The organism is Pseudomonas sp. D(2018), assembly GCF_005502555.1.
Lineage (GTDB): Bacteria > Pseudomonadota > Gammaproteobacteria > Pseudomonadales > Pseudomonadaceae > Metapseudomonas > Metapseudomonas resinovorans.
In genome coordinates this window covers 22,113-44,103 of record NZ_SCOK01000044.1, presented here as the reverse complement: position 1 = coordinate 44,103, position 21,991 = coordinate 22,113, and the positions used below count along the sequence as shown (strand labels likewise).

Here is a 21,991-nt window from a genome sequence, read left to right as displayed (position 1 = left end):
GGCGGAGCCAAACCCGGATGCAGGGGCAAGCCCTTTGGTTCCTTTCGGCGCTTGAGAAAGGGACTCGTCCGGGGGGACGAAACCAGAAACATCCGCAGAACTCGGCAAGCAGCCTGGCTCCGGACGTTCTAGCAACACTTAACGCAGACATAGCCAATTCATTAGCCAAGGGCAACGCAGTTGCCCCGGAGATTCAGCAGGGCAGGCCTCGGCCTGCTTGGCGATTGAAATCGCCCCTACAGAGGGCGTTGTGCGGTTATTTCACGATGGCCAGCTCGAACGAGCCCTGATCGCTGTGTTCGTGTACCTGCATGCCCGACTCGCTCAAGGCGAGGTCCTGCAGGGGGCGTTTGAAGGGTTTGTTGTCCAGGGTCTGCAGACTGCGGTCCTCCTCGGTGGTGAGCAGCAACACGTAACGCTCACCCTGGTTGGCGCGCACTTGCACGGTGCCTTCGATGAAGGCGTAGCGGTACCAGGTTTCGCCGTGGAGCTGGTAGACGGCGTCGCTCACCAGACGGGTCGGGCGCTTGGCTTCGTCGAGGAACAGCAGGGACGGATAAACGACCTGGCGGTTGGCGAAACTGCGGATGCGCAGGCCATAGCTGTGCTGTGAGCGCGGCAGCTTGAGGGCGCTGTAGTAGCTGCGCCCCATGGGGAACTCGAAGCTGGGCGAGAGATTGTTCAATTCTTCGTAGCGCGGCTCTTCGACCGAGACTTCGGTGAAGGCGTCATCCGGCAGTTGGCCGCAGCAGCGGTCCACCAGGCTCTGGTACAACGCTTCGCCCTGCTCTTCGCTGCCTTCCAGCAAGGCTTTCATGGCGGCGGTGGGTTGACCGTCGAGAGACGGCAGCAACGCGGCCTTGCGCTTGAACGCCATTTCGCGTGCTTCGGTGTAGGCGATGGGGCCGGGCCGTTCCTCGTCATCCGCGCTCGCCCTGCCCCGTGCCGGCACCGGCGAGTTGTGGGTGCGGCCCTGTTCGTCGACCCAGGTGAAATAGGCCGGCCCCTGTTCCGGTCGGGAGTAGCCGCGGCCTTCGAGCACGTCGGAATCGACATACTCCTCCGAGCGCTGGCCGTTGGGCAGGACGAAGTTGCGTTCCCCCGCCTCCACCTGCCCGGCTGCGTAGAAGCTGTTCTGCAGATTGCCGCTGGCATCCACCCAGGTGAAGTAACGCCGCTTGCTCTCGCCGGCCTTGGCACTGCCGGGCCAGACCGTGCCATCGGCATCCTTGAGGCGCGCCTGGTCACTCTGGGCGATGCGTTTGGCCGCCTGGCGCTGCTGGTCGCTGTAGCGGCTGTCGACGAAGGTGTTGTGCACCCGGCCCTGGTCATCGATCCAGGTCAGGTAGCGGCCGCTGCTGGCCTGTGCGGTACCGATGAGGGTCAGGGCGAGGAACAGGATGGGCGCTTTCATCAGAAGGTCGTCTGGTAGGTCAGGGCCAGGATGTATGCCTTTACGGACGTCTCGACGTTCTGCCCGGCATAGGGGTTGTACACCAGGTTGTCGATGCCGGTGCAGTTGAGGCTGCAACTGGTGTTGGCTTTGGTGCTTTGCTGGGTGGTGAAGTAGTTGAAGCCGATGTCGATGTTGGTGTCCTTGTCCCAGCGGTACCCCAGGCCCAGGCCATAGAGATGGGCATCCCCGATGGGCGCGAGCACATCCGCCTTGTCGTCGGGAATCGCCGACGGACGCCATTCGTAGCCTGCGCGCACGGCCAGCCTGTCGGTCCACTGGTACTGCACGCCGAGCGCCCAGCTCCAGGTATCGCGGTAGCCGCGGTCGAGGATGATGCTGTGGCTGGTGGCGTTGCCGCCGCCGAAGTTCTTGGCGATGCGTAGCAGGTCCAGCTCGCGGTCGAACTCGATCTCGAACTCGTTCCAGTCGCTGTAGCCGCTCCACTTCAGGTCGAGGTTGAACTGCCAGCGGTCGAAGGGCACGAGCTTGATCCCGGTGGAGAAGTTGTCCGGGTAGGTCATGTCCAGCGACGCGTTGCCGATTTCCTCATCGACGTTGCCATAAGGGAACAGTGGGCTCAGCACCTGTCCGAAGAGCGACGACTGCATGCCGGACCAGAAGCCTTGCCAGTCCTTGCTGTAGTCGACCCGGTACTTGCCCTGCAGGTGCATGCGCGCCTCGCTCTGGTAGGTGGCCCCCCAGGCGAACCAGTCGGTGGGCTCCCAGAGGACGCCGATGTTCCAGGTGGGCGACAGCGACTGCTGCAGGTCCAGGTCCATGTTGGCGAGGGTATCGAAAGGCCCGATCTTGCCACCACAGACGTTGATGATCCCCGACACCACTTCCCCCATTCCCGGCAGGCAGAGGAACTCGTTGAACAGCCGGGTCAGGCCGGTAAGGAAGCCCGGGTTGCGGAAGTCCTGGTTGAGGGCCATCGCCTGATGGGAGAAACCGACGGACAGTCCGACCGCCAGTTCGTCATTCACCTGGTAGCCCACCGAAGGCGAGAAGTAGGTGATGCGTTGCAAGGCCACCTCTCGGCCCTGGTAACGCGCCGGATCGCTGTCGGAATCCCGCGAGTAGCCCAGGGCCATGGGCGCGTAGACGTTGGTGGCGAAGGTGAACTTGGAACCCGGTGGGTTGATCGACAAGCCCGCCAGCGGCGCGAACAGCACGGGCACTTCGGTCATGCCGCCCATGCCGGGCAGGTACATGGCCGGGGTCAGGGTGCGGCTGCTGGAATTGGCGACCGGGTCGTCGTCGTAGCCGAGGAAGCCGTAGTCCTCGGGTGCTTCGAACTTGGCGCGGATGTCCATCACCCCGGTGAGGAACTTCACCGTGGTCTGGCGGCCCTTGAGCTTGGTCAGGGCGGCCGGGTTGTAGTGCACGGCGTCGATACCGGACGAATCGGCGGTAACGGCGTTGGCCATGGCCATCGCCTTGGGGTTACCGATGGTCAGGTCGTTGGCCAGTTGCGCCTGGGCGATGCCCGCCCAGCACAGACCAACCCCGGCGATCGCCCGCGCAAGCGGCGAAAGATGCATGCTCATGAGGTGCGCTCTCGCCGGTTACTGGGCCTTGAGGCCTTTGATGTCGAGGGGAACGGATAACCCCAGGAGGACGTCCGGTGAGTCCTCGGTCATGCCGAAGCCAGCGTTGACGTTGACGATGTAGTCCGGCGACGTTCGCAGGCCGAGGGAGAAGTTCATGATCGAGCTGGTCTGTTCGGTGCCCTCCAGGTTGGCGGTCTGGAACTTGTAGGTCGGCTTTGTCGTGTAGGCCATCTGGTAGGAAGTGGCCAGGGACACGTCATAGGACAGCGCATAGGCGAAGCCCATGCTGAAGTTGAGGGTGTCGCCCGGTTCCACGTCTTCCAGGATGCGCCCGCCGCGCATCTGGTGGATGTCGTGCACCGGCATGTTGTAGGTGTACCCGACCGAGCCGAACAGCACGACCGGGTCGATCACGTAGGACATGTTGGCGCCCACGCCAAGGCTGTAGTAGCCATTGCCGGTGGACAGGTCGTTGTCGGAGTTGATGTCGTAGGGGCTCTCGCCCGTCGGCAGGCCGAGGGTGGCGAAAAGCGTGCTGACCGGCCGGCCGCGCGTCGCCGCCCAGGGTTGCCAGCGCAGGGACGCGGAGATGTCGCCGAGGCTGTAGACGTTCAGGTCGCGCTCGGTGTCGTACTTGGCGACGAAGGGCAGGCGCACGCTGAAGGTCAGGTTGTCCCACACCCCGTAGTCGAAGGTGAAGGCGTTGGTGAAGGTGTGCTGGGCCTCGCTCTCGCTGAGCACGCTGTAGACGTTGGCGCCGGTACGGAAGGTTTCGACCCGGACATCGCGCACCAGCGAATAGTCGAAACCGTAGGTGAGCGTGCGCTCGCCTTTCTTCAGCAGCGTGTAGCTCTTCTCGGACGCCTGGAAGACCTCCTCCAGCGCCTTGGCGCTGTCGGCGTCGTCGTCCTTCTTGCTCAGCGCATCACGCGCATCGTCCACCGAGGATTCCTCGGCGTGCAGCGGCAGACTGGTACAGAGCACCAGCATGGCCAGCCATGCGTATTCCCTTGGTCCCATGGTGCTATCCCCAGGTCTTTCTTGTTATGAGCGGGTGTCACTTGCGGCGGATGTAGCGGATATCGCCCCCCGAACCCAGTTCGTCGATTTCGTTCTGGGTGAACTTGGTGATCTGCGGAAATTCCTGGAACGCCAACAGGCTGACGATGCGGTCGTCCACCAGGCGCAGGTCACGCTCGGTGAGGGCCATGGCGTTCTGTGGTTCATTGCCCGAGGGGAAGATCACGAAGAGGACGTTCTGGTCCCAGATTTCCTCGAAGCGGGCACGGGTGAAGCTGATGTTGCCGAGTGCGGGGTCAGCGACGAACACGTGGTCGTTGTAGACGTCGCGCACCACCACGAAATGCTTGAAGCCACCGTAGTGGATGGGAACGATGGCCGGATGCTCCAGGTCGTCGAGGTCGGCGAACTCCGCACGGAAGCCGCCACTCTTGTAGCCCAGGGCGCTGACGAAGCGCTTCATGTCCAGCAGTGAAAAGCCACGACGCTCGACGATCTTGTCGGCTTCGCCGTAGCGCAGCAGGCCTTCCATCACCTGGCGCTCTTCCAGGTTCCGGCCCAGGTAATAGTCCAGCAGGCTGGTCAGCGCGGCGGAACCGCAGCTGTAGTCGTAGGCCTGGCGGATGACGTTGCGGAACTGCAACTGGCTCATCGGCTCCACCACTGCCGTCTCGCGGTAGGGGCCATTGGGCGACAGCGGTTGACTGATGTTCACCGAACCTTGTGGTTGCGGCTTGGTGTCCACCGACTGGGTGAAGCCAAACAGACCGAGCAAACTGCCAACCAGGATTTCGATCATTGCCGTTCCGACTACTCGACGCTTCTCGGGGAAAGTCCCCGCCGGACCAGGCCGGCGAGGCTCTCCGGATTACCGGCTGAACGCTATCAGTGACCCCAGACCTTGATGGTGGAGCCGGACATGTTCATGTTGTTGACGGCCAGGGAGCCGATGCTGGCGGCGCTGGAGTCGCCGACACGGATGGCACCGACTTCGAGCTGACCCGTGATGGACGGCAGGCTGATCTGCAGCTTGTCGCCGCTGGCGCCGCCGTCAATGACGTCGATCTTCAGCGGGTCGCTGTCGAGGATGTCGAAGCCGGTGAAGGACACGGTTTCCAGGCGCAGCGAACCGGTGGTGGTGGTGCTGCCGACAGTCTCGGAGTCGGAGTAGACAATGCTGCCGATGCTGCCGTTGAAGCTACCGGAGATGCTGATGCCGTCCTGACCGGTCACACCGGACAGCGCGGAATCATCCATGGCCTTGAGGTCGGCCTGGGCCATGAACGGAGCGGCAAGTACAGCAGCGGCCAGAGCCAGTTGTTTGAAGCTTTTCATTCTTTTTATCTCCAAAGTTCACAGGTGGGTTGCCCCAGGGCCTGCCGTCGACTCCTGTCATCGGCAGTTGGACCGGCTCACGCCGATCTCCAGGCCGGACACTGCTTCCCTAGGCGCATCCGGCGTGGATTCGTGAAGCACCGTGCTTCTCGACCTGGGAACAAAACTACTGAGCCCCTCCTCCGCTGCCAGCCCATCCAAGGGATGGAGGGCGACGGGGCTTCCACCTCAGGCCTCGCTCAGGAGGCCCAGACTCTTGCCTTTCAATACCGCCTGGGTGCGGCTACGCACCCCGAGTTTGGCGAACAGGTTGTGCAGGTGCCACTTGATGGTGGCCTCCGACAAATGCACGGCCTGGGCGATGTCGCGGTTGGAAAGACCGGCCGCGACATAGCGCAGGATCTCCCGCTCGCGATGGCTAACATCTTGATTTTCATCGAAAGTTTCAGGGTCGACGGAGAGCCGGCGGCATTGCTCGCGCAAGCTCTCGGCCACACCCTGCCAGGCGCCGGCGCGCTTGGGCTCGGCGGCGCGCCAGGCATCCCAGAGCGGCAGCAGCCAGAGCGCGTCATCCTGGAACAGCCGGCGGTAGCCGCGGTTCCAGGCTTCTTCCAAGGTGTTCTGGAACAGGGCGAAGGCTTTTTCGCTGTTACCTTTGCGCCAATACGCCACAGAAAGTAACAGCGACAGTCGCAGACGACGGTCCCGCTGGTGCTCGTCCTGTTGCCGCGCCAGGCAATTTTCCAGGCTGGCCTGGGCCCGCTCGGGACGACGCTCGGTCAGGGCCAGGCGTGCTTCAGTCAGGGCCAGTGCCGTATGGGCGTCGGAGTAGCGCGCCAGCGGCAACACCGCCAGGTGCTGCTGCAATTGCAGGCAGATGCGCTCGGCTTCATTGGGCCGCCGCAGCCAGAGCAGGAACTGGACCTTGCAGGCCATGCCGTGGGCAAAGACCCGTTCGTAGCCCGCGCCCTGCAGCCCAGCCAGCCATTCGTCGAGCTGGACCAGGGCCTGCTCCGCCTCACCGGCGAAGAAGCGTGCCCGCGCCATCACCAACTGGCCCCGGCTGATCAGTTCCACCGGTGTCGCCACGTCGCGCCAGGTGGTGGCGAGCGGCAGCTCGGCGAGTATCGCCGCCTGGCGGTCCTGTTCGTACAGCAGGTCGGCATAGGCCAGGGCCAACGGCCCACCCACCCGGCTGCGCCGACCGAACACCCGCTCCACACGTACCCGAGCGGTTTCGGCGATGGCGCGGCCGCGCTCCAGTTCGCCGCTTTCCTTGCAGATCAGCGCTTCGATCAGGCTGGTCATGACGTGCAGGTATTCGCTGTCCACCAGCTTCAGGTTGTCGCGGGCAACGGCGATGGCCTTCGCGGCCTCACCGAACTCACCCATCAGCGCATAGGCCGCCGCCTGCACGCAGGCCAGGCTGGCGCGGAACACCGGCTGGTTGTCCGGCACCATGGCGAGCCACTGGCGAGCAACCTTGAGGCAGGCCTCCAGCTTGTCCTGGTAGAGCATGACCAGGGCCTTGAGCACCTGGGACGCAGCCAGCAATTCGCCAAGGCCGAAGTGAATGACCTTGCCGCGCCCTTGAAGCAGGCGCGTGCTGACTTCCTCGATCAGCGCCTCGGACTCGGCGAAGCGCTGCTCGAAGGCCAGTTGCCAGGCGTAGAAGATCTGGAACACCGGATGTTCGCGGATGACCTCGGCGGGCACGCCCTTGAGCATGGAGAGAATCCCGTAGACCCGGTTGCCGGCGATCAGTCGCGCGCCCTGGCGCTCCAGCAGCTCAGCGGCGAACGCGAAGTCGCGGCCGCGCAAGGCGTACTTGATGGAGCGATCCGGCAGGTCGTGCCCTTCGCACCAGCGCGCCGCGGCGTGCAGCAGGGTCGCCGGATCGGTCTGGCGCGCCAGCCGTCCCTGGAGGAATTCGGCGAACAGATGGTGGTAACGGAACCACTCGCCCTGCTCGTCCAGGGGGATGATGAAGAGCTGCTCGCGCTGCAGCCGCATCAGCATGTCGAGCCCATCGCGGCGACCGGTCAGGGCATTGCAGAGGTCGGCGCAGAGCTCATCCAGCACGGAGGTCTGATCGAGGAACTGCTGCAAGGGTTGCGGCAGGCTGTCGAGCACATCCTCGGTCAGGTAGTCGGCGATATTGCGCTCGGTGCCGCTCAGGCTGGCAAGGAACGCTGCGCGATCCGGATGTCGGGCGAGCGCCAGGCTGGCCAGGTGCAGCGCGGTGATCCAGCCCTCGGTGCGGGTGTGGAGCAGGCGCACTTCACTGCTCGACAACGGCAGCTGGCGCACTTCGCGGAAGTAGGCTTCGGTCTCCTCGAAGGTCAGGCGCAGGTCTTCCGCCTTGAGCAACAGGGACTCCGCCTCGCTGAACAACAGGCGCGGCGTAAAGCGGGTACTGCTGACCAGGTGGACATTGGCCGGCAGGTTCTCGATCAGGTAGCGGGCGCCCTGGTCCAGGGCGACGTGACGGATGCGATGAAAGTCATCGAGCATCAGGTAGAGGTCGCCGTCGATGCGTTTGAGATCGCCGACGAAGGCGTCGATCACCGCTTCGATAGGCCAGTTCACATCACCCTGCAGCAGCCCGTCGGTGTTGCCGCCAAAGCCGGGCAAGGCCGCATCCACAGCCGCAACCAGGTATTGCAGCAAACGCTGGGGTTCGCTGTCGGCCTCATCGCAGGACAGCCAGGCGACGTGCGCGCCGTCAGCCTGCAGGTGCTGGCGGAACAGGCTGAGCACGGTGCTCTTGCCGAAGCCGGCCGGGGCGCTGAGCACCAGCACGCGACGACTGCGCGCCGCTTGCAGGCGCTCGATCAGGGCGCGACGTGGCAGCACCGGGCGGCCGCCGGCATCGGCTGGAAACAGCTTGGTGCGCAGCAAGGGGATCTGGTGCGGGCGTGACAGGCAGAGGTCGGTCATGATTCGAGCAGCCCCAGCTCGCGGGCGCGCCGGATCGCCTGGGTCCGGTTACGCACCTTGAGCTTTTCGTAGATGTTGTGCAGGTGCCATTTGACGGTCCCCAGCGCCAGGGCCAGTTGCTGACCGATCTCTTCGTTGGACATGCCCTTGGCGGCGAGGCAGACCACTTCGCGCTCGCGGTCGGTTAGCCCCTCTTCGAGCACATCCAGGGACTTGCGAGCGTCGTTGCCAGGCCAGGACGCCAGGAGGTCGCGGATGAAGCCTTGCAGCGCGGGCTGACGCTCCGCCGACTCCAACTGCTGCAGCAGCTGGCGAATGGCCTCGCCCTCTTCGATGAACAGGCTGCGCACGCCTTCGCGCTCGGCACTCAGCAGGCATTGCACCAGCAGGCTCTGGGAGCGTTCCTGGTAGCCCAGGCGCTGGTAGCTGAGGGCGGCCAGCAGGTCCAGGCGCAGGCGCTGCAAGCCATGCCAATTGGGTTGGAGCTTGCCGCGCAACTGGGTGATTTCGTGCAGGGCTTCGCTGAAGTGACCGCGAGCCTGCTGCAGGCGCACACGAATCAACCCCTGCACCCAGAGCGCCGAGTTGGCGCCGTGCTGGCTGCCGCCCCCGGCAAGCTTGTTCCAGTCCACGCCCTTGAAGCGTTGCTCGGCACGCTTGATGCGATCGGTACCCGGCTCCTGCAGCATCAACGAGATTTCGTCGGCCACCGCCCGCGCATAAAAACGCCAGGACTGGTTGCGGGCGGCGAGGTTCTGCATGAGCACCAGGGTGGCCTGGGCCTCCTTGGGCTTGTCCTGCATGCGCTGGATGCGCGCCAGGAAGAGCATGCCCTGGGCGTAGATGTCGATCGGGCGGATGACGTCGATATGCGTCAGTGCGGCGCCGAGGCGTTCCTCCAGACCGTCAATACGCCCCTGCTGGTAGGCGATCAGGGATTCGACGATGACCGGCAGGGCCATGGCGCGGGACTTCTCGCCCAGATGCGGCACGACCTGGGCGCGCATCTGATCGAAGAGCATCTGCGCCTGCTTCACCTGGCCCTGCTCCAGGGCGAGAAGGATTTCCACGTTGGCCAGTTGCATGTCCAGGTAGCGGCCTTCGAGGAAGTGATTGCGCTGCTGAGCCAGGGCCAGCAGACGACGCGCCTGTTCCGGCTGGGCGAGGATCACCAGGGCCATGGCGCCGATCACCAGGATGGCCACTTCAAGGAAGGCCTGGTTGCGCCCGAGCTGGGCCTCGACCCGGCGGGCGATGGTCACGCAGAGTTCGAGATCATCCTTCTGCAAGGCGAGAGCGGCCTTCACGGCCAAGGTCGCCAGGTACTTGTCGCTGAGCTGGGTTTCGGCGCGGGCGCCGCCCCAGCGAGCCAGCAGCTCGTCGAGCATCTGGTTGGCTTCCGGCAGCGCCATTTCGGTGGCGCGATTCCAGACGTCCGCCAGCACCAGGGTCGGATAACGCTCGGCGATGTCGTCCGGCACTTTCTGCCGCCAGCGGTAGATCTTGTTCAGTTGGCCCCGGTTGATCAGTTCCAGGCCGCACCCATCCACCAGGGCCGCGAGCATTTCCGGATCTTCGGCCAGGCTGGCGTGCTCGATGGCGAGGTTCTGCATGTGGTGGTTGGTGAACCAGAGGCTGGCATTGAAATGCAGCTGCTTCAGGCGCTCGGGGTCACGGGCCTTGAGACGGCTACGCAGAAAGTCGGCGAACAGGTGGTGGAAGCGGTACCACTGGCGCTCGCGGTCCAGCGGCAGGAGGAACAGTTGCATGGTCTCCAGCCGTTCCAGCAGGGCCTGACCATCGTGGCGGCCGGTCAGGGCATTGGCGAGGTCGCCACTGAGCTGGCTGGCGACACCCAAGGCCAGCAAGGCGTCCTGCAGCTCGACGGGCAGGTGTTCGAATACGCTGGCCAGCAAGTATTGGCCGACGGTGGCCTGGTCACTGCCCAGGCGCTCCATCTGCTCGGCCGCCTGGGGCTGGTGACGGAGCCATAGGCTCGCCAGCTGGACACCTATCGCCCACCCTTCGGTATGGCTGTGCAGCGCCGCCAGTAGGGCATCATCCACTTGCAATCCGGAACGGACCAGGTAGTCGCGGGTTTCGTCGGCAGACAGGCGCAGCTCGTCGAGGCCGATCTCCAGCAGCCAACCCTTGGCCCGCAAGGTGGCCAGGTTGAGCGGTGGCAAGGAGCGACTGCCTACGGCCAGCGTGAAGCTCGCAGGGGCCAGGCGCACGAGACGACCGAGCGCGGAGAAGAGTTCGGGGTCTTTCAGCAGGTGCAAATCATCCAGCACCAGCAGGAGCGGCCCGGTGTGCCGGGCAAGATCGACCAGCAGGCTTTCCAGCACGGCGTTTACCGGTACCTGCATGGTGTTCTGCAGGTAGCCCCGGGCGTAGTCCCCGATGCCGGGAACGGCTTCGCCGAGGGTCTTGATCAGTTGCTGGAAGAAGCGTGCGGGGTCGTCGTCTTCGGCCTCCAGGGAGAACCAGGCCACGGCGCTGCCCGCGGCTCGGCGCTGTTCGGCAAGGGCCGCAAGTGCGGTGGTCTTGCCGAACCCGGCAGGCGCCGAGAACAGCATGAGGCGAGCATGGGGATGAGCGGCCAAGGCCGCCTGGACCTGGGGTCTTGGCAGATAATCGGCGGATGCCTGGGGTGTGACGAGCTTGGAGCGCTGGCGGCTACCGGCTGCGGGGTTGAGAACTGCGTCCACTGCCTGAATCCCTGTATCGTTATCATTGTGGAACGGGCGTACATGCCCGTGGGATTGGTACATAAGTATCAGAATGCTTTTCCTACGTAAACGTCGGAAAAGGCTCTAGGATCGACACTAGAGGCAGACTAGAATCCGCTCCTGCACTTAGCCTGCGTCGCCCTATGCCCGACTGCCAATTACACGCTCTTCCCTATCACGAATCTCCGTGCGAACGCTTCGCCCTGGTCCGTCAGGCGCCCGGCGCCGTGCTGCTGGACGCTGGCCGTCCAGTCGCCGAGCGTGGACGCTATGACCTATTCAGCGCTTGGCCATTGGCAGCATTTGCAGCGGTACCGGGCGAATCGGCCAACGACTTCGCCCGGCGCCTGCGGAGGGCTCTAGACGGCCTGGGTGAGGCCAGCCTGCCGGCGGGGATCGACTTACCGTTCGTCGGCGGACTGATCGGCTACCTGGCCTATGACTTCGGCCGCCGCGTGGAGCAACTGCCGGACCAGGCCATCGACGACCTCCAGCTGCCGGACGCCCAGCTCGGCCTCTACGGCTGGGCACTGATCAGCGACCACCAGCTGCGCACCAGCCAACTGGTGTTCCATCCGTGCCTGGCAGAGGCAGAGCGCGCACGACTGGTCGCCCTGTTCAGCGAGCCTTGCCAGGCACCTTCCGGCCCCTTCTGCCTGCGCGCGCCTTTTCGCGCCAACCTGGAGGAAGGTCAGTACCGCAACGCCATCGAACGGGTGCAGGCCTACATCCAGGCCGGCGACTGCTACCAGGTGAATTTCACCCAGCGCTTCCAGGCACCCTGTGAAGGGGATCCCTGGACCGCGTACCAGGCCCTGCGTGCCGCCTGCCCTACCCCCTTCGCCGGCTACCAGGCACTGAACGATGGCGGGGCGATCCTCAGCCTGTCGCCGGAACGCTTCATCAAGGTCAGCCAGGGCCAGGTGGAAACCCGCCCGATCAAGGGCACCCGGCCGCGCGGCCGTACGCCGGAAGAAGACCGCGCCCAGGCAGCGGAACTGCTGGCCAGCCACAAGGACCGCGCCGAGAACCTGATGATCGTCGACCTGCTGCGCAACGACCTGGGGCGCAGCTGCGCCATCGGCTCGGTGCGAGTGCCAGAGCTGTTCGCCCTGGAGAGCTATCCCAACGTGCATCACCTGGTCAGCGCCATCACAGGCCGCCTGGCAGCAGGCAAGGATGCGCTGGACCTGATCACCGGCAGCTTCCCCGGCGGCTCCATCACCGGCGCACCGAAGATCCGCGCCATGCAGATCATCGACGAGCTGGAGCCCACCCGCCGCTCGATCTACTGCGGCTCCCTGCTCTACCTGGATGTTCGCGGCGAACTGGACAGTTCCATCGCCATCCGCACCGTGCTGGTAAAGGACGGCCAGGCCAGTTGCTGGGGCGGCGGCGGTATCGTTGCCGACTCCGACTGGCAGGAGGAGTACCGGGAATCCATCACCAAGGTGAAGGTGCTGATGCAGACACTGGAGGGGTTGGGCGAGTAAAAAATTGGGGGCCGGATCGACACCGAGCCAGTAGACATCCCTCACCCCCGGCCCCTCTTCCAATGGGAGCGGGGCGCAAAAACGAAAAAGCCCGCTTTCGCGGGCTTTTTCATGGGCGGGGGAATCAGAGGCTCAGCTGGCGGCTGGAGGCCTTGATGAACTCACGCTTGAGGTCTTCGTAGGTGTGCACCGCCGGGAACTGCGGGAATTCGCGGATCACGTTTTCCGGAGCATGGAACAGGATGCCGGCATGGGCTTCGCTGAGCATGGTGGTGTCGTTGTACGAGTCGCCGGCGGCGATCACACGGTAGTAGAGGCTCTTGAAAGCGAGTACGGACTGACGCTTGGGGTCTTTCTGGCGCAGTTGGTAGTCCACCACGCGATCGGTCTCGTCGGTGATCAGGCGGTGGCAGAGCAGCGTCGGGAAGCCCAGTTGGCGCATCAGCGGCTGGGAAAACTCGTAGAAGGTGTCGGAAAGAATGACCACCTGGAAGCGCTCGCGCAGCCAGTCGACGAACTCCACGGCGCCTTCCAGCGGCTTCAGGGTAGCGATCACTTCCTGGATGTCGGAGAGCTTGAGGCCATGCTCGTCAAGGATGCGCAGGCGCTGCTTCATCAGCACGTCGTAGTCCGGAATGTCCCGGGTGGTCGCCTTGAGCGCTTCGATTCCGGTTTTTTCCGCGAAGGCAATCCAGATTTCCGGAACCAGTACACCTTCAAGGTCGAGACAGGCGATTTCCACGAGCAGTTTCCCCGCATGGCTTTTTTGATTGGAGGCGGCACTCTAGCGACTCACCCGATACCGTGCAATGCAACGCATATAGCCAATTACAACAGTGGTGCTTCCTCATGGTTATTTAGGGGCATAACTCCCCTTTGCTAAGATGCGCGCCATAGAGCGCGCCCAGCGCCATCCCCTAAAAGGAAGCCTGCCTGATGAGCCAACCTTTCGACGTCGCCGAACTCGCAACGGCCTACGCCACAAAGTCCCCCCAGGACATCCTCAAGCTTGCCTTCGAGCATTTCGGCGACGAGCTGTGGATCTCCTTCAGCGGCGCCGAGGACGTCGTGCTGGTGGACATGGCCTGGAAACTGAACAAGAACGTCAAGGTATTCAGCCTGGATACCGGTCGCCTGCACCCGGAGACCTACCGCTTCATCGAACAGGTGCGTGAACACTACGGCATCGCGATCGAGGTGCTGTCGCCGGACCCGCGACTGCTGGAGCCCTTCGTCAAGGAAAAGGGTCTGTTCAGCTTCTTCAAGGACGGCCATGGCGAATGCTGCGGCATCCGCAAGATCGAGCCACTCAAGCGCAAGCTTTCTACCGTCAAGGCCTGGGCCACCGGCCAGCGCCGCGACCAGAGCCCGGGCACCCGTTCCCAGGTGGCAGCGCTGGAACTGGACAGCGCCTTCTCCACGCCGGACAAGCCGTTGTACAAGTTCAATCCGCTGGCACAAATGACCAGCGAAGAAGTCTGGGCCTACATCCGCATGCTGGAGATTCCCTACAACCCGCTGCACGAACGCGGTTTCATCAGCATCGGCTGCGAACCCTGCACCCGCCCAGTGCTGCCGAACCAGCACGAGCGCGAAGGCCGCTGGTGGTGGGAAGAGGCCACCCAGAAGGAATGCGGGCTGCACGCCGGCAACCTCATCAGCAAGGCCTGACGCCATGCGCATCACCCTGGTGAAGAAGGTCCTGGCCGACGGCCAGGACTGCCGCAAATGCCGGGATGTGATGGAGCGTCTGGAGCGCGGCGGCCACCTGGGGCGGATCGACCGCATCCTGGTGGCCGACGAGCGCAACCCGGCCAGCGCCGGCTGGATCGCGGCGCAACACTACGGCGTGGAAACAGCCCCCTTCTTCGTGGTGCGTGATGATGATGGCCAGGAGCAGGTCTACACCGTGTTCCTGGCTTTTCTACGCGATGTGCTGCAACCGCCCTCGCCCACCACTGAAACCAGTGAGCAGGAAGTCGAACGCCTCAAGGACCTGGCCAACCGCAACGGCCTGGATCGCCTCTAAGCGTCTCGCAGGTTGTGGCTGAGCGCCGCGAAGCCCACCCGCAACGACCATGCTTCAATAAAAGAAGAGCCCGGCGTGTGCCGGGCTTCGTTCTTGTCTGCACCGCTTAGTAAGTCGGCAGCTCCACGCCATGGAAGAGTTCGTCCAGTTCGGCCTTGTTGTGGCACTGCACGGCCCTGGCCTGGACGTCGCGGGTCAGGTGCGGGGCGAACTTTTCGATGAAGTCGCACATGAAGCCGCGCAGGAAAGTGCCACGACGGAAGCCGATCTTGGTCACGCTGGATTCGAACAGTTCACTGGCATCGAGCACCACCAGGTCGCTGTCGAGCTTGGCGTCCACCGCCATCTTGGCCACGATGCCTACGCCAAGCCCCAGCCGCACGTAGGTCTTGATCACGTCGGCGTCAGCGGCAGTGAACACCACTTTGGGAGTCAGGCCGCGGTGGCTGAACGCCTCGTCCAGCTTGGAGCGACCGGTAAAACCGAATACGTAGGTCACGATGGGGTGTTCGGCCAGGGCTTCGAGGGTCAGCTTGGGCAGTTTTGCCAGCGGGTGGCCCTGGGGAACGATGACGCAGCGGTTCCAGCGGTAGCACGGCATCATCACCAGGTCACCGAAGAGCTCCAGGGCTTCGGTGGCGATGGCGAAGTCGACAGTGCCGTCGGCGGCCATCTCGGCGATCTGCATCGGAGTGCCCTGATGCATGTGCAGCGCGACATCCGGATACTGCTTGATGAAGCCACCGATCACCGGCGGCAATGCATAGCGCGCCTGGGTATGGGTGGTGGCAATGGAGAGGGTGCCCTTCTTCTCGTTGGAGAATTCCTGGGCAATCTGCTTGATGCTCTCGACCTTGCGCAGGATCTCACCCGCCGTGGTGATGATGCGCTCCCCGGCAGGCGTTACACGGGTGAGGTGCTTGCCGCTGCGGGCAAATACTTCGACACCCAGCTCATCTTCCAGCAGGCGGATCTGCTTGCTGATGCCCGGCTGCGAGGTATAGAGACTTTGTGCAGTGGCGGACACGTTCAGGTCGTGGTGCGCCACTTCCCAGATGTAGCGCAGTTGCTGGAGCTTCATAGGCGATCCTCAAAGCGGATACGCCGCAGGATGTCGGCGGCGTTTATAACCATATTAATGGTTTGCTGAATAAAACTAGACGCTTTTTTCTGCTTTGCACAACGTGCGACCAGCGGCGATCAGAAGTCGTTACGTCCGCGATGCTGGAGCATGGGAACCAGGTAAACCGGCACTTCAGACAACTGCACCAGGCGTGCGGCGGTTCGCCCCAGTGGTGTTTCCAGTGAGGTGCCGTGGCTGTGGCTCCCCACCACAAGCAGGTCCACCGAGAGTTTCTGCACTTCTTCGAGAATGACCAGCGGCGGATCGCCCTGGACCACCCGCACGGCACGAATCATGTCCAGGTCCTGCACGGCCTCGCCCATTTCGTCGCGAAACCCCTCCAGCACCCGTTGCTCGATGCTCGACATGACGGTGCCCAGCCCCTTGGCCCGCAGCTCGTTCAGCGTGTCGTCATCGAGATAGGTCTGCAGCACCGACTCGGCAAACAGCCCGAGGGGTTCGACCGCGTGCACCACATAGAGTTGGGCATTGAAGGCCCGGGCAAGGGATAAGGCGTGTTGCAGCACATAGGGAGCATAGAGACCGAGGTCCGTGGCATAGAGAATGGAGCGAATCATGAGGCCTCCTCCCGCCCTACATGGCCGGCCTCACCAGAGCTTAGTCAGAACTGTGGCTCGTTGCTCACACCATGGGGCACATGCCCGGTAGCCACTACATCGCGCGCTTTTTCGCAGTGCCCGGCCTGATCGTCGAAGAACACATCCGCACCGAAGGTCTCGAGGATCGCTGCCTTTTCCAACCCGCCCAGGAAGAAGGATTCGTCCAGACGGATGTCCCACTCACGCAGGGTGCGAATGACTCGCTCGTGCGCCGGTGCGGAGCGTGCGGTTACCAGCGCCGTACGGATCGGGCAGGCGTCCGGCGGGAACTCTTGCTGCAGCCGGTTCAGCGCCGAGAGAAAGGGCTTGAAGGGACCGCCATCCAGCGGCTCGCGCGCGGAGTCCCGTTCGTGGGCCTGGAAGGCCTCGAGACCGCCAGTCTGGTAGATACGCTCGGAATGGTCGGAGAAAACCACCGCATCGCCGTCGAAGGCGATGCGCAGTTCATTGCTGGCGGCACGACGCGGGCCACCCGAGAGAATGGTGGCAGCGGCGTACCCGCTTTGCAGGGCGCCCCGCACGTCTTCGGCGTGGGTAGACAGGAACAGGTGACAGCCGAAGGCGCGCAGGTAAGGCTCCGGGCTGCGCCCGCCGACGAAGGCGGCGCGGGAGATACCCAGACCGTAGTGCTGGATGGAGTTGAACGCGCGCAGGCCGGTATCGGCGCTATTGCGCGATACCAGAATGACCTCCACTCGCTGCTGGCCCAGTTGCTCGTTCAGGGCGAGCAGCTTCTCCACCAACGGGTAGGCATCGCCGGGGGCCAGCACCTCCTCCTCGTGGTCGATCTGGTACTGGCGGTAGGCTTCAATACCTTCCGCCTCGTAGACCCGATGACTCTCGTCCAGGTCGAACAGCGCCCGCGACGAAATTGCCAGTACCAGCTTGTCACCCAGCCCTTTACCCATGAAGGTCCGCCTCTCAGCCTTGGTTGCGCGCATCGATGAAGCGTAGCGCCTGGTAGAGCGCGCGAACGCGCGGCATCTCGAAGCCCGCAGCGGAGGCTGCGGAAAGCGGGGCCTCATAGATAGCGCCGAGTTCCAGCGGGCGCTTCTGCACGAAGTCGTGGTACATGCTCGGCAGATAGTCGGGCATGCGGTAGGTGGAGGCCAGCAGCTTGGCGGCGAAGTTGTCCGGGATGCGATGGCCAACTGCAGTAGCACCGTCCACCACTTCCTCCATGATCGCCTGGATCAGCTCACGGCTGTCGGCATTGCCCATGAGCGCGGTGGTACCGGCATTCAGCAGCACCGACAGGCCGTTGTAGGGCACATTCCAGACCAGCTTCTGCCAGCGAGCCTGCTCAAGGTTGGCCACGGCGGCCGAATCGATGCCGGCGGCCTTGAACAATGCCGAACCTTCCTCCGTCAGAGCCAGGCGTTCCGCCTCGTCACAAGCCGGCCCCGAGTGGTAACCGAGGTTCACCGCGCCCAGGGACTGGTGTTCGATCACCCCCGGCGCCGAGCGGTGCACGCAGATATAGCAGAGACCACCAAGCAGGTGCAGGGACTCGGGCAGCAGCGGACGCAGTTCGTCTTCCACCGCCAGGCCGTTCTGCAGCAGCACGACCTTGGCTCCCGGCGCCGCAGCCTGGGCGATGACCGGCGCCAATGCAGCATTGCTGGTGGTCTTGGCCCCGACCAGCAGCCAGTCGCACGGTGGCATTTCGGCTGCATCACGGTAGGCCTGGGCCGGGAACAGTGCCTGGGCACCATGCACCGCGCTGTTCAGTTGCAGGCCGCGAGCCGCCACGGCGTCGTACTCGCTGCGCAGCAGGAAATGCACGTCAGCGCCGGCGCGGGCCAGCATCACGCCATAAAAGCCGCCAATTGCACCGGTACCGATGATGCCGATGCACGGTTTGCTTGAACTCATCTAGGGAAGCTCCTCTGCCGGCCAGGCCGATGCCCGGCCAAGGGCATGAATCAGATCTTCGCGCCGCAGGCTGGAGTGCAGCGCGCCATGGAATAGGCCATTTCGGACCACGAACAACGCAGGCAGGTGGAATACCTCATAACGCTGGACCAGCCCACCATTATTGCCGGCATCTATCCAGCACAATCGGTCCACCGGCAAGGCCGCACCCGGCAGATTCTGGCGGGCCCAGCGGCAACTGGCGCATCCCGGGCTCGTAAAGATCACCAAGGAGGTGCCAGGGAAGTCGAGCAGACGGTGATCGGCATCGAGGTCGGTCAGCTCCAGCTCGGGCACTATAGTGTCTTGTGCGATGCCGCTTTCGAGGCATCGGGAGTTTGCGGTCATGCGTCAATTCCTGCGTCACACGACGGAGATGCCCGTCGAGCTGGTTCCGCGCAAAGGCAGGCACATACCCCTGCAGCGGCTGCACGATATCAGCCTGGGTGGGGTGGCATGCAACTCCACCCGTGCGTTTCGGCGCGGCACCGCGATAGAACTCTGCATCCCCTTGCTGGGCGATCAGGCCCGTTTTTTCGGGGCAGTGGCCTGGTGCCGCAAACTGGCCGAGGACTACATGATCGGCATCGCCTTCACCGATGAGGAAAACATGTTCCGCGCACGAATGGTGGAGCAGATCTGCCTGATCGAGCAGTACCGCAAGCAACGCGAGGCATCCGTTGGCCACGCCTTGGCACCAGAGGCCGTGGCACAGGAATGGATCGCCCTGCACGCTGCGGACTTCGCCCCCGTCTGAAATCGTGCAAATTCCACGTCCGGCGCGTGCATTCGCCATTGTCGAGGCTGCGTGGAAAGCGTTAAGGTTCCCGTCCCCGCCGCGTTTTTACTGCTGTGCTCTCCGCCATACGGGGATCGCTGGCGGCCTGCACCCGTGACCTGACGACCCTGAACGATGAAAAGCACGATGGCTGATTTACAGATCGACGACCTTAACGTTGCCTCCAACGAGACCCTGATCACGCCGGAGCAGTTGAAGCGCGAAATTCCCCTGACCGATGAAGCACTGAACACCGTCGCCAACGGCCGCCAGGTGGTCCGCAACATCCTCGATGGCAAAGACCATCGCCTGTTCGTAGTCGTGGGCCCCTGCTCCATCCACGACATCAAGGCTGCCCACGAGTATGCCGATCGCCTCAAGGTCCTGGCCGCCGAGGTGTCAGACACCCTCTTCCTGGTCATGCGCGTGTACTTCGAAAAACCGCGCACCACCGTCGGCTGGAAAGGCCTGATCAACGATCCGTACCTGGATGACTCCTTCAAGATCCAGGATGGCCTGCACATTGGCCGCCAGTTGCTGCGCGACCTAGCCGAAAAAGGCCTGCCCACCGCCACGGAAGCCCTGGACCCGATTTCCCCGCAGTACCTGCAGGACCTGATCAGTTGGTCGGCCATCGGCGCCCGCACCACCGAATCCCAGACCCACCGCGAAATGGCTTCCGGCCTGTCTTCCGCCGTCGGCTTCAAGAACGGCACCGATGGCAGCCTGACCGTGGCGATCAACGCCCTGCAGTCCGTTTCCAGCCCGCACCGCTTCCTGGGTATCAATCAGGAAGGCGGCGTTTCCATCGTCACCACCAAGGGTAATGCCTATGGCCACGTGGTCCTGCGCGGCGGCAACGGCAAGCCGAACTACGACTCGGTCAGCGTTGCCATCTGCGAGCAGGAGCTGAGCAAGGCCGGCATCCGTCCGAACGTGATGGTTGACTGCAGCCACGCCAACTCCAACAAGGACCCGGCCCTGCAACCTCTGGTCATGGACAACGTCGCCAACCAGATTCTGGAAGGCAACAACTCCATTGTCGGCCTGATGGTGGAAAGCCACCTCGGCTGGGGCAGCCAGTCGATTCCGAAAGACCTCGACCAGCTGAAGTACGGCGTTTCCATCACCGACGCCTGCATCGACTGGGACACCACCGAGAAAGCCCTGCGCAGCATGCACGCCAAGCTCAAGGATGTGCTGCCCAAGCGCCAGCGCTGATCGACAGCTGGAAACGAAAACGCCGGGCAAATGCCCGGCGTTTTTCATTGCGCGCCTATTCAGCCGTTCTGGTGGGACTGACGCTGGCGGCGCTCGATATAGCGTTCGACATAGGAGCAGGATGGGATCACGGTGTAACCATGATCCTCGGCAAATTCCAGGGCTGATTCAGTCAGCGCCGCGGCAATCCCGCGACCACGCAGGACGTTCGGCACGAATGTGCGATAGATGTCCAACGTCTGTTTACCCAGGTCCATATAGGCCAGGTATGCACGATGACCGTCCACGGTGGTCTCGAACTGATGACCTGCCTGGTCATGGTGGATGGACAATGCCTCGCTCATCACTACTCCTCTGAGGGGTCTAAAACCTGACCCGTACCTTATCTATCTTTTCCAGCCGAAGGAACATCTCAGCCGTGCCGGAACCGAACTGCACACTGAGATACGCCTTCCCGTTCTCCACCTTGTGTAATACACCCTGGTAATAGGCGCCATCGAAGGTGATGAACTGCAGCCGTTTGCCGGCATATCCCGATAGGTCGGCAACATTGACGAACTCATACTGCTGCACGGCACGTTCGACGTCTTCGTTTCCCCCTTCTGCCGTGATCTTTTCCAGCGCCGTGTGCTCGATTCGCGCTGCCGCCGGATCGACCCAGGCGAATTCGACCGGCTGCACCAGCTCCTGGTTCACCAGAACGGCCGGACGCAACATGGTCACCACATCCTTGGCATCGAAGAACTGCAGCCCATCCCAGGCCATGCCGTCGCTCGGCGTCAGCTCCACGCGCAGCGACTGCGGGTCCTTCAGGTAGCGACCGTAGGCGTCCAGCATCGACTGCCCCAGGGCCACTCGCTGACTGCGCAGCACAGTGTCGAACTGCTGCACTGCCGTGTTCAGGTACACATCGGCGGACTGGCCGAGCTTGCCGGCGCAGAACTGCTGGACCTTGCGCTGGTACTGGTTGTCGTTCAGTTCGAAAATCACGCTGGAAAGATGCGGCGGATTGACCCTGAGGTCACCCGGCTTCTCCGACATGTTAGACAAGGACAGACTGAGGCGCACTTCACCCATGTCGCGGGTATCGGAAGTCAGATTGAGGCTCAGCTTCTGTGCGCCGGGCTGGAACAGGTAGGAGAACTCCGCGTCCGTTTCCAGGGTGCGATAGCCCATCTCCAGCAGCTCGTCGGTACCGATATTGCGCACCTCGCCGCAAGCCACTTCACTCATTGCCGTGAACACGCTGCGCTCTGCCGGGCTGTTGTACAGCTGCTGCATGAACGGACCGTGCACGTCCAGTGCGATGCCCTTCAAGCTGACCGCCATCTGCTCCGGAAACTTTCCCTCTGCCAGGCGCTCCTTGAAGCTGAGAAGTTCGCTCAGACTCTTGAATTTCAGCTCAGCCCGCTGCACCTGCAGGCTGTCCCCCATGGCCGGAACACGAAGTTGAAGATTCTCCAGGCCGACCCGGCCATCAAAGGAGGAAGTTATGCCGCCGTAGGTGATATCCATTACCGGCGACAACTTGCTGATGGCGTCATCCATGATCGATCTGACCGACCACCAGAGCGACAACTTGATGATCAGACCCACGGCCAGAACCGAGAGCAATCCCCACTTGAAAATCTTCGACATAGTGACGTCCTTGAAGTCTGCGCTTCGCTATGGATATCGGAAGCCAGGAGAGCTTATCAGCCACCCGAAGGCACTACCACGGCCGCTCTTTGTATAGATGAAGATAATTCCCGGCTCTCTGAAAAAGTTCCCTTTTTCA

General features: G+C 63.2%; 20 protein-coding genes. 5 read left to right on the top strand and 15 right to left on the bottom strand.

The window, feature by feature from the left end; all coding sequences use genetic code 11:
* Positions 1-256 precede the first annotated feature (256 nt).
* The 7 genes from FFS60_RS22425 to FFS60_RS22395 form a co-directional block, all read right to left on the bottom strand.
* On the bottom strand, positions 257-1,414 hold the full coding sequence (locus FFS60_RS22425) for a MalM family protein (protein WP_137823187.1): 1,158 nt from the start codon (positions 1,412-1,414) through the stop codon (positions 257-259).
* The gene (locus FFS60_RS22420) at positions 1,414-3,000 is read right to left on the bottom strand and encodes an outer membrane protein transport protein (protein WP_036996965.1); all 1,587 of its coding nucleotides are present in this window, start codon (positions 2,998-3,000) and stop codon (positions 1,414-1,416) included. Before FFS60_RS22420 ends, FFS60_RS22425 begins: the two co-directional genes overlap by 1 nt.
* 24 nt (positions 3,001-3,024) lie before the next feature.
* Positions 3,025-4,029: a transporter gene (locus tag FFS60_RS22415; RefSeq protein ID WP_028627331.1), complete on the bottom strand. Its 1,005-nt coding sequence runs from the start codon at positions 4,027-4,029 to the stop codon at positions 3,025-3,027.
* A 37-nt stretch (positions 4,030-4,066) separates the two neighbouring features.
* Positions 4,067-4,828, bottom strand: a complete 762-nt coding sequence (locus FFS60_RS22410; protein WP_028627330.1) for a C39 family peptidase — start codon at positions 4,826-4,828, stop codon at positions 4,067-4,069.
* A gap of 86 nt (positions 4,829-4,914) precedes the next feature.
* Positions 4,915-5,364, bottom strand: coding sequence for a DUF6160 family protein (locus FFS60_RS22405; protein ID WP_028627329.1), 450 nt, complete (start codon positions 5,362-5,364; stop codon positions 4,915-4,917).
* Between the two features lie 228 nt (positions 5,365-5,592).
* Positions 5,593-8,304 carry a LuxR C-terminal-related transcriptional regulator gene (locus FFS60_RS22400; protein WP_137823186.1) on the bottom strand — a complete coding sequence of 904 codons (2,712 nt, stop codon included), beginning with the start codon at positions 8,302-8,304 and terminating at the stop codon, positions 5,593-5,595.
* Positions 8,301-11,015 (bottom strand): LuxR C-terminal-related transcriptional regulator, encoded by a 2,715-nt coding sequence (locus FFS60_RS22395; protein ID WP_256658128.1) that lies wholly within the window; start codon positions 11,013-11,015, stop codon positions 8,301-8,303. The genes FFS60_RS22400 and FFS60_RS22395 overlap by 4 nt, the downstream gene beginning before the upstream one ends.
* A gap of 164 nt (positions 11,016-11,179) precedes the next feature.
* Here FFS60_RS22395 and pabB point away from each other — a divergent pair, with 164 nt between their 5' ends.
* Entirely contained in the window at positions 11,180-12,529 is a 1,350-nt protein-coding gene (gene pabB, locus FFS60_RS22390) for an aminodeoxychorismate synthase component I (RefSeq protein ID WP_137823184.1), read from the top strand.
* Positions 12,530-12,653: 124 nt separating this feature from the next.
* Here pabB and thrH read toward each other — a convergent pair whose 3' ends face one another.
* Positions 12,654-13,271, bottom strand: coding sequence for a bifunctional phosphoserine phosphatase/homoserine phosphotransferase ThrH (gene thrH, locus FFS60_RS22385; RefSeq protein WP_028627325.1), 618 nt, complete (start codon positions 13,269-13,271; stop codon positions 12,654-12,656).
* A gap of 194 nt (positions 13,272-13,465) precedes the next feature.
* On the opposite strand from thrH, the gene FFS60_RS22380 reads away from it, so the two are divergent.
* Both FFS60_RS22380 and FFS60_RS22375 read left to right on the top strand, forming a co-directional pair.
* Positions 13,466-14,200, top strand: a complete 735-nt coding sequence (locus tag FFS60_RS22380) for a phosphoadenylyl-sulfate reductase (protein WP_028627324.1) — start codon at positions 13,466-13,468, stop codon at positions 14,198-14,200.
* Between the two features lie 4 nt (positions 14,201-14,204).
* Complete coding sequence (locus FFS60_RS22375; RefSeq protein ID WP_137823183.1) at positions 14,205-14,558, top strand: hypothetical protein; 354 nt, start codon at positions 14,205-14,207, stop codon at positions 14,556-14,558.
* A gap of 106 nt (positions 14,559-14,664) precedes the next feature.
* Here FFS60_RS22375 and cysB read toward each other — a convergent pair whose 3' ends face one another.
* From cysB to FFS60_RS22350, 5 genes are all read right to left on the bottom strand, one after another.
* Complete coding sequence (gene cysB, locus FFS60_RS22370; RefSeq protein ID WP_028627322.1) at positions 14,665-15,639, bottom strand: HTH-type transcriptional regulator CysB; 975 nt, start codon at positions 15,637-15,639, stop codon at positions 14,665-14,667.
* A gap of 119 nt (positions 15,640-15,758) precedes the next feature.
* Positions 15,759-16,259, bottom strand: coding sequence for a universal stress protein (locus tag FFS60_RS22365; RefSeq protein ID WP_028627321.1), 501 nt, complete (start codon positions 16,257-16,259; stop codon positions 15,759-15,761).
* Between the two features lie 44 nt (positions 16,260-16,303).
* Positions 16,304-17,209: a 5'-nucleotidase gene (locus FFS60_RS22360; protein WP_028627320.1), complete on the bottom strand. Its 906-nt coding sequence runs from the start codon at positions 17,207-17,209 to the stop codon at positions 16,304-16,306.
* 13 nt (positions 17,210-17,222) lie between these two features.
* The gene (locus tag FFS60_RS22355; RefSeq protein WP_137823182.1) at positions 17,223-18,176 is read right to left on the bottom strand and encodes a putative 2-dehydropantoate 2-reductase; all 954 of its coding nucleotides are present in this window, start codon (positions 18,174-18,176) and stop codon (positions 17,223-17,225) included.
* A complete protein-coding gene (locus FFS60_RS22350; RefSeq protein ID WP_137823181.1) occupies positions 18,177-18,563 on the bottom strand; it encodes a thioredoxin in 387 nt (128 codons plus the stop codon). It abuts the gene before it with no gap.
* Here FFS60_RS22350 and FFS60_RS22345 point away from each other — a divergent pair.
* Complete coding sequence (locus FFS60_RS22345; RefSeq protein ID WP_028627317.1) at positions 18,562-18,972, top strand: PilZ domain-containing protein; 411 nt, start codon at positions 18,562-18,564, stop codon at positions 18,970-18,972. The two genes, FFS60_RS22350 and FFS60_RS22345, sit on opposite strands and share 2 nt — an antisense overlap.
* A 168-nt stretch (positions 18,973-19,140) precedes the next feature.
* Positions 19,141-20,214: a 3-deoxy-7-phosphoheptulonate synthase gene (locus FFS60_RS22340; RefSeq protein ID WP_028627316.1), complete on the top strand. Its 1,074-nt coding sequence runs from the start codon at positions 19,141-19,143 to the stop codon at positions 20,212-20,214.
* A 59-nt stretch (positions 20,215-20,273) separates the two neighbouring features.
* Here FFS60_RS22340 and FFS60_RS22335 read toward each other — a convergent pair whose 3' ends face one another.
* Both FFS60_RS22335 and FFS60_RS22330 read right to left on the bottom strand, forming a co-directional pair.
* Positions 20,274-20,558: a GNAT family N-acetyltransferase gene (locus tag FFS60_RS22335; protein ID WP_028627315.1), complete on the bottom strand. Its 285-nt coding sequence runs from the start codon at positions 20,556-20,558 to the stop codon at positions 20,274-20,276.
* A 19-nt stretch (positions 20,559-20,577) separates the two neighbouring features.
* Positions 20,578-21,852, bottom strand: coding sequence for a hypothetical protein (locus FFS60_RS22330; protein ID WP_137823180.1), 1,275 nt, complete (start codon positions 21,850-21,852; stop codon positions 20,578-20,580).
* Between the last annotated feature and the right edge of the window lie 139 nt (positions 21,853-21,991).

Bases quoted from the DNA above. Each gene is read 5' to 3' on its own strand.
- FFS60_RS22425 (WP_137823187.1), bottom strand. From the start codon at position 1,414: ATGAAAGCGCCCATCCTGTTCCTCGCCCTGACCCTCATCGGTACCGCA.
- FFS60_RS22420 (WP_036996965.1), bottom strand. From the start codon at position 3,000: ATGCATCTTTCGCCGCTTGCGCGGGCGATCGCCGGGGTTGGTCTGTGC.
- FFS60_RS22415 (WP_028627331.1), bottom strand. From the start codon at position 4,029: ATGGGACCAAGGGAATACGCATGGCTGGCCATGCTGGTGCTCTGTACC.
- FFS60_RS22410 (WP_028627330.1), bottom strand. From the start codon at position 4,828: ATGATCGAAATCCTGGTTGGCAGTTTGCTCGGTCTGTTTGGCTTCACC.
- FFS60_RS22405 (WP_028627329.1), bottom strand. From the start codon at position 5,364: ATGAAAAGCTTCAAACAACTGGCTCTGGCCGCTGCTGTACTTGCCGCT.
- FFS60_RS22400 (WP_137823186.1), bottom strand. From the start codon at position 8,304: ATGACCGACCTCTGCCTGTCACGCCCGCACCAGATCCCCTTGCTGCGC.
- pabB (WP_137823184.1), top strand. From the start codon at position 11,180: ATGCCCGACTGCCAATTACACGCTCTTCCCTATCACGAATCTCCGTGC.
- FFS60_RS22380 (WP_028627324.1), top strand. From the start codon at position 13,466: ATGAGCCAACCTTTCGACGTCGCCGAACTCGCAACGGCCTACGCCACA.
- FFS60_RS22375 (WP_137823183.1), top strand. From the start codon at position 14,205: ATGCGCATCACCCTGGTGAAGAAGGTCCTGGCCGACGGCCAGGACTGC.
- cysB (WP_028627322.1), bottom strand. From the start codon at position 15,639: ATGAAGCTCCAGCAACTGCGCTACATCTGGGAAGTGGCGCACCACGAC.
- FFS60_RS22365 (WP_028627321.1), bottom strand. From the start codon at position 16,259: ATGATTCGCTCCATTCTCTATGCCACGGACCTCGGTCTCTATGCTCCC.
- FFS60_RS22360 (WP_028627320.1), bottom strand. From the start codon at position 17,209: ATGGGTAAAGGGCTGGGTGACAAGCTGGTACTGGCAATTTCGTCGCGG.
- FFS60_RS22355 (WP_137823182.1), bottom strand. From the start codon at position 18,176: ATGAGTTCAAGCAAACCGTGCATCGGCATCATCGGTACCGGTGCAATT.
- FFS60_RS22345 (WP_028627317.1), top strand. From the start codon at position 18,562: ATGCGTCAATTCCTGCGTCACACGACGGAGATGCCCGTCGAGCTGGTT.
- FFS60_RS22350 (WP_137823181.1), bottom strand. From the start codon at position 18,563: ATGACCGCAAACTCCCGATGCCTCGAAAGCGGCATCGCACAAGACACT.
- FFS60_RS22340 (WP_028627316.1), top strand. From the start codon at position 19,141: ATGGCTGATTTACAGATCGACGACCTTAACGTTGCCTCCAACGAGACC.
- FFS60_RS22335 (WP_028627315.1), bottom strand. From the start codon at position 20,558: ATGAGCGAGGCATTGTCCATCCACCATGACCAGGCAGGTCATCAGTTC.
- FFS60_RS22330 (WP_137823180.1), bottom strand. From the start codon at position 21,852: ATGTCGAAGATTTTCAAGTGGGGATTGCTCTCGGTTCTGGCCGTGGGT.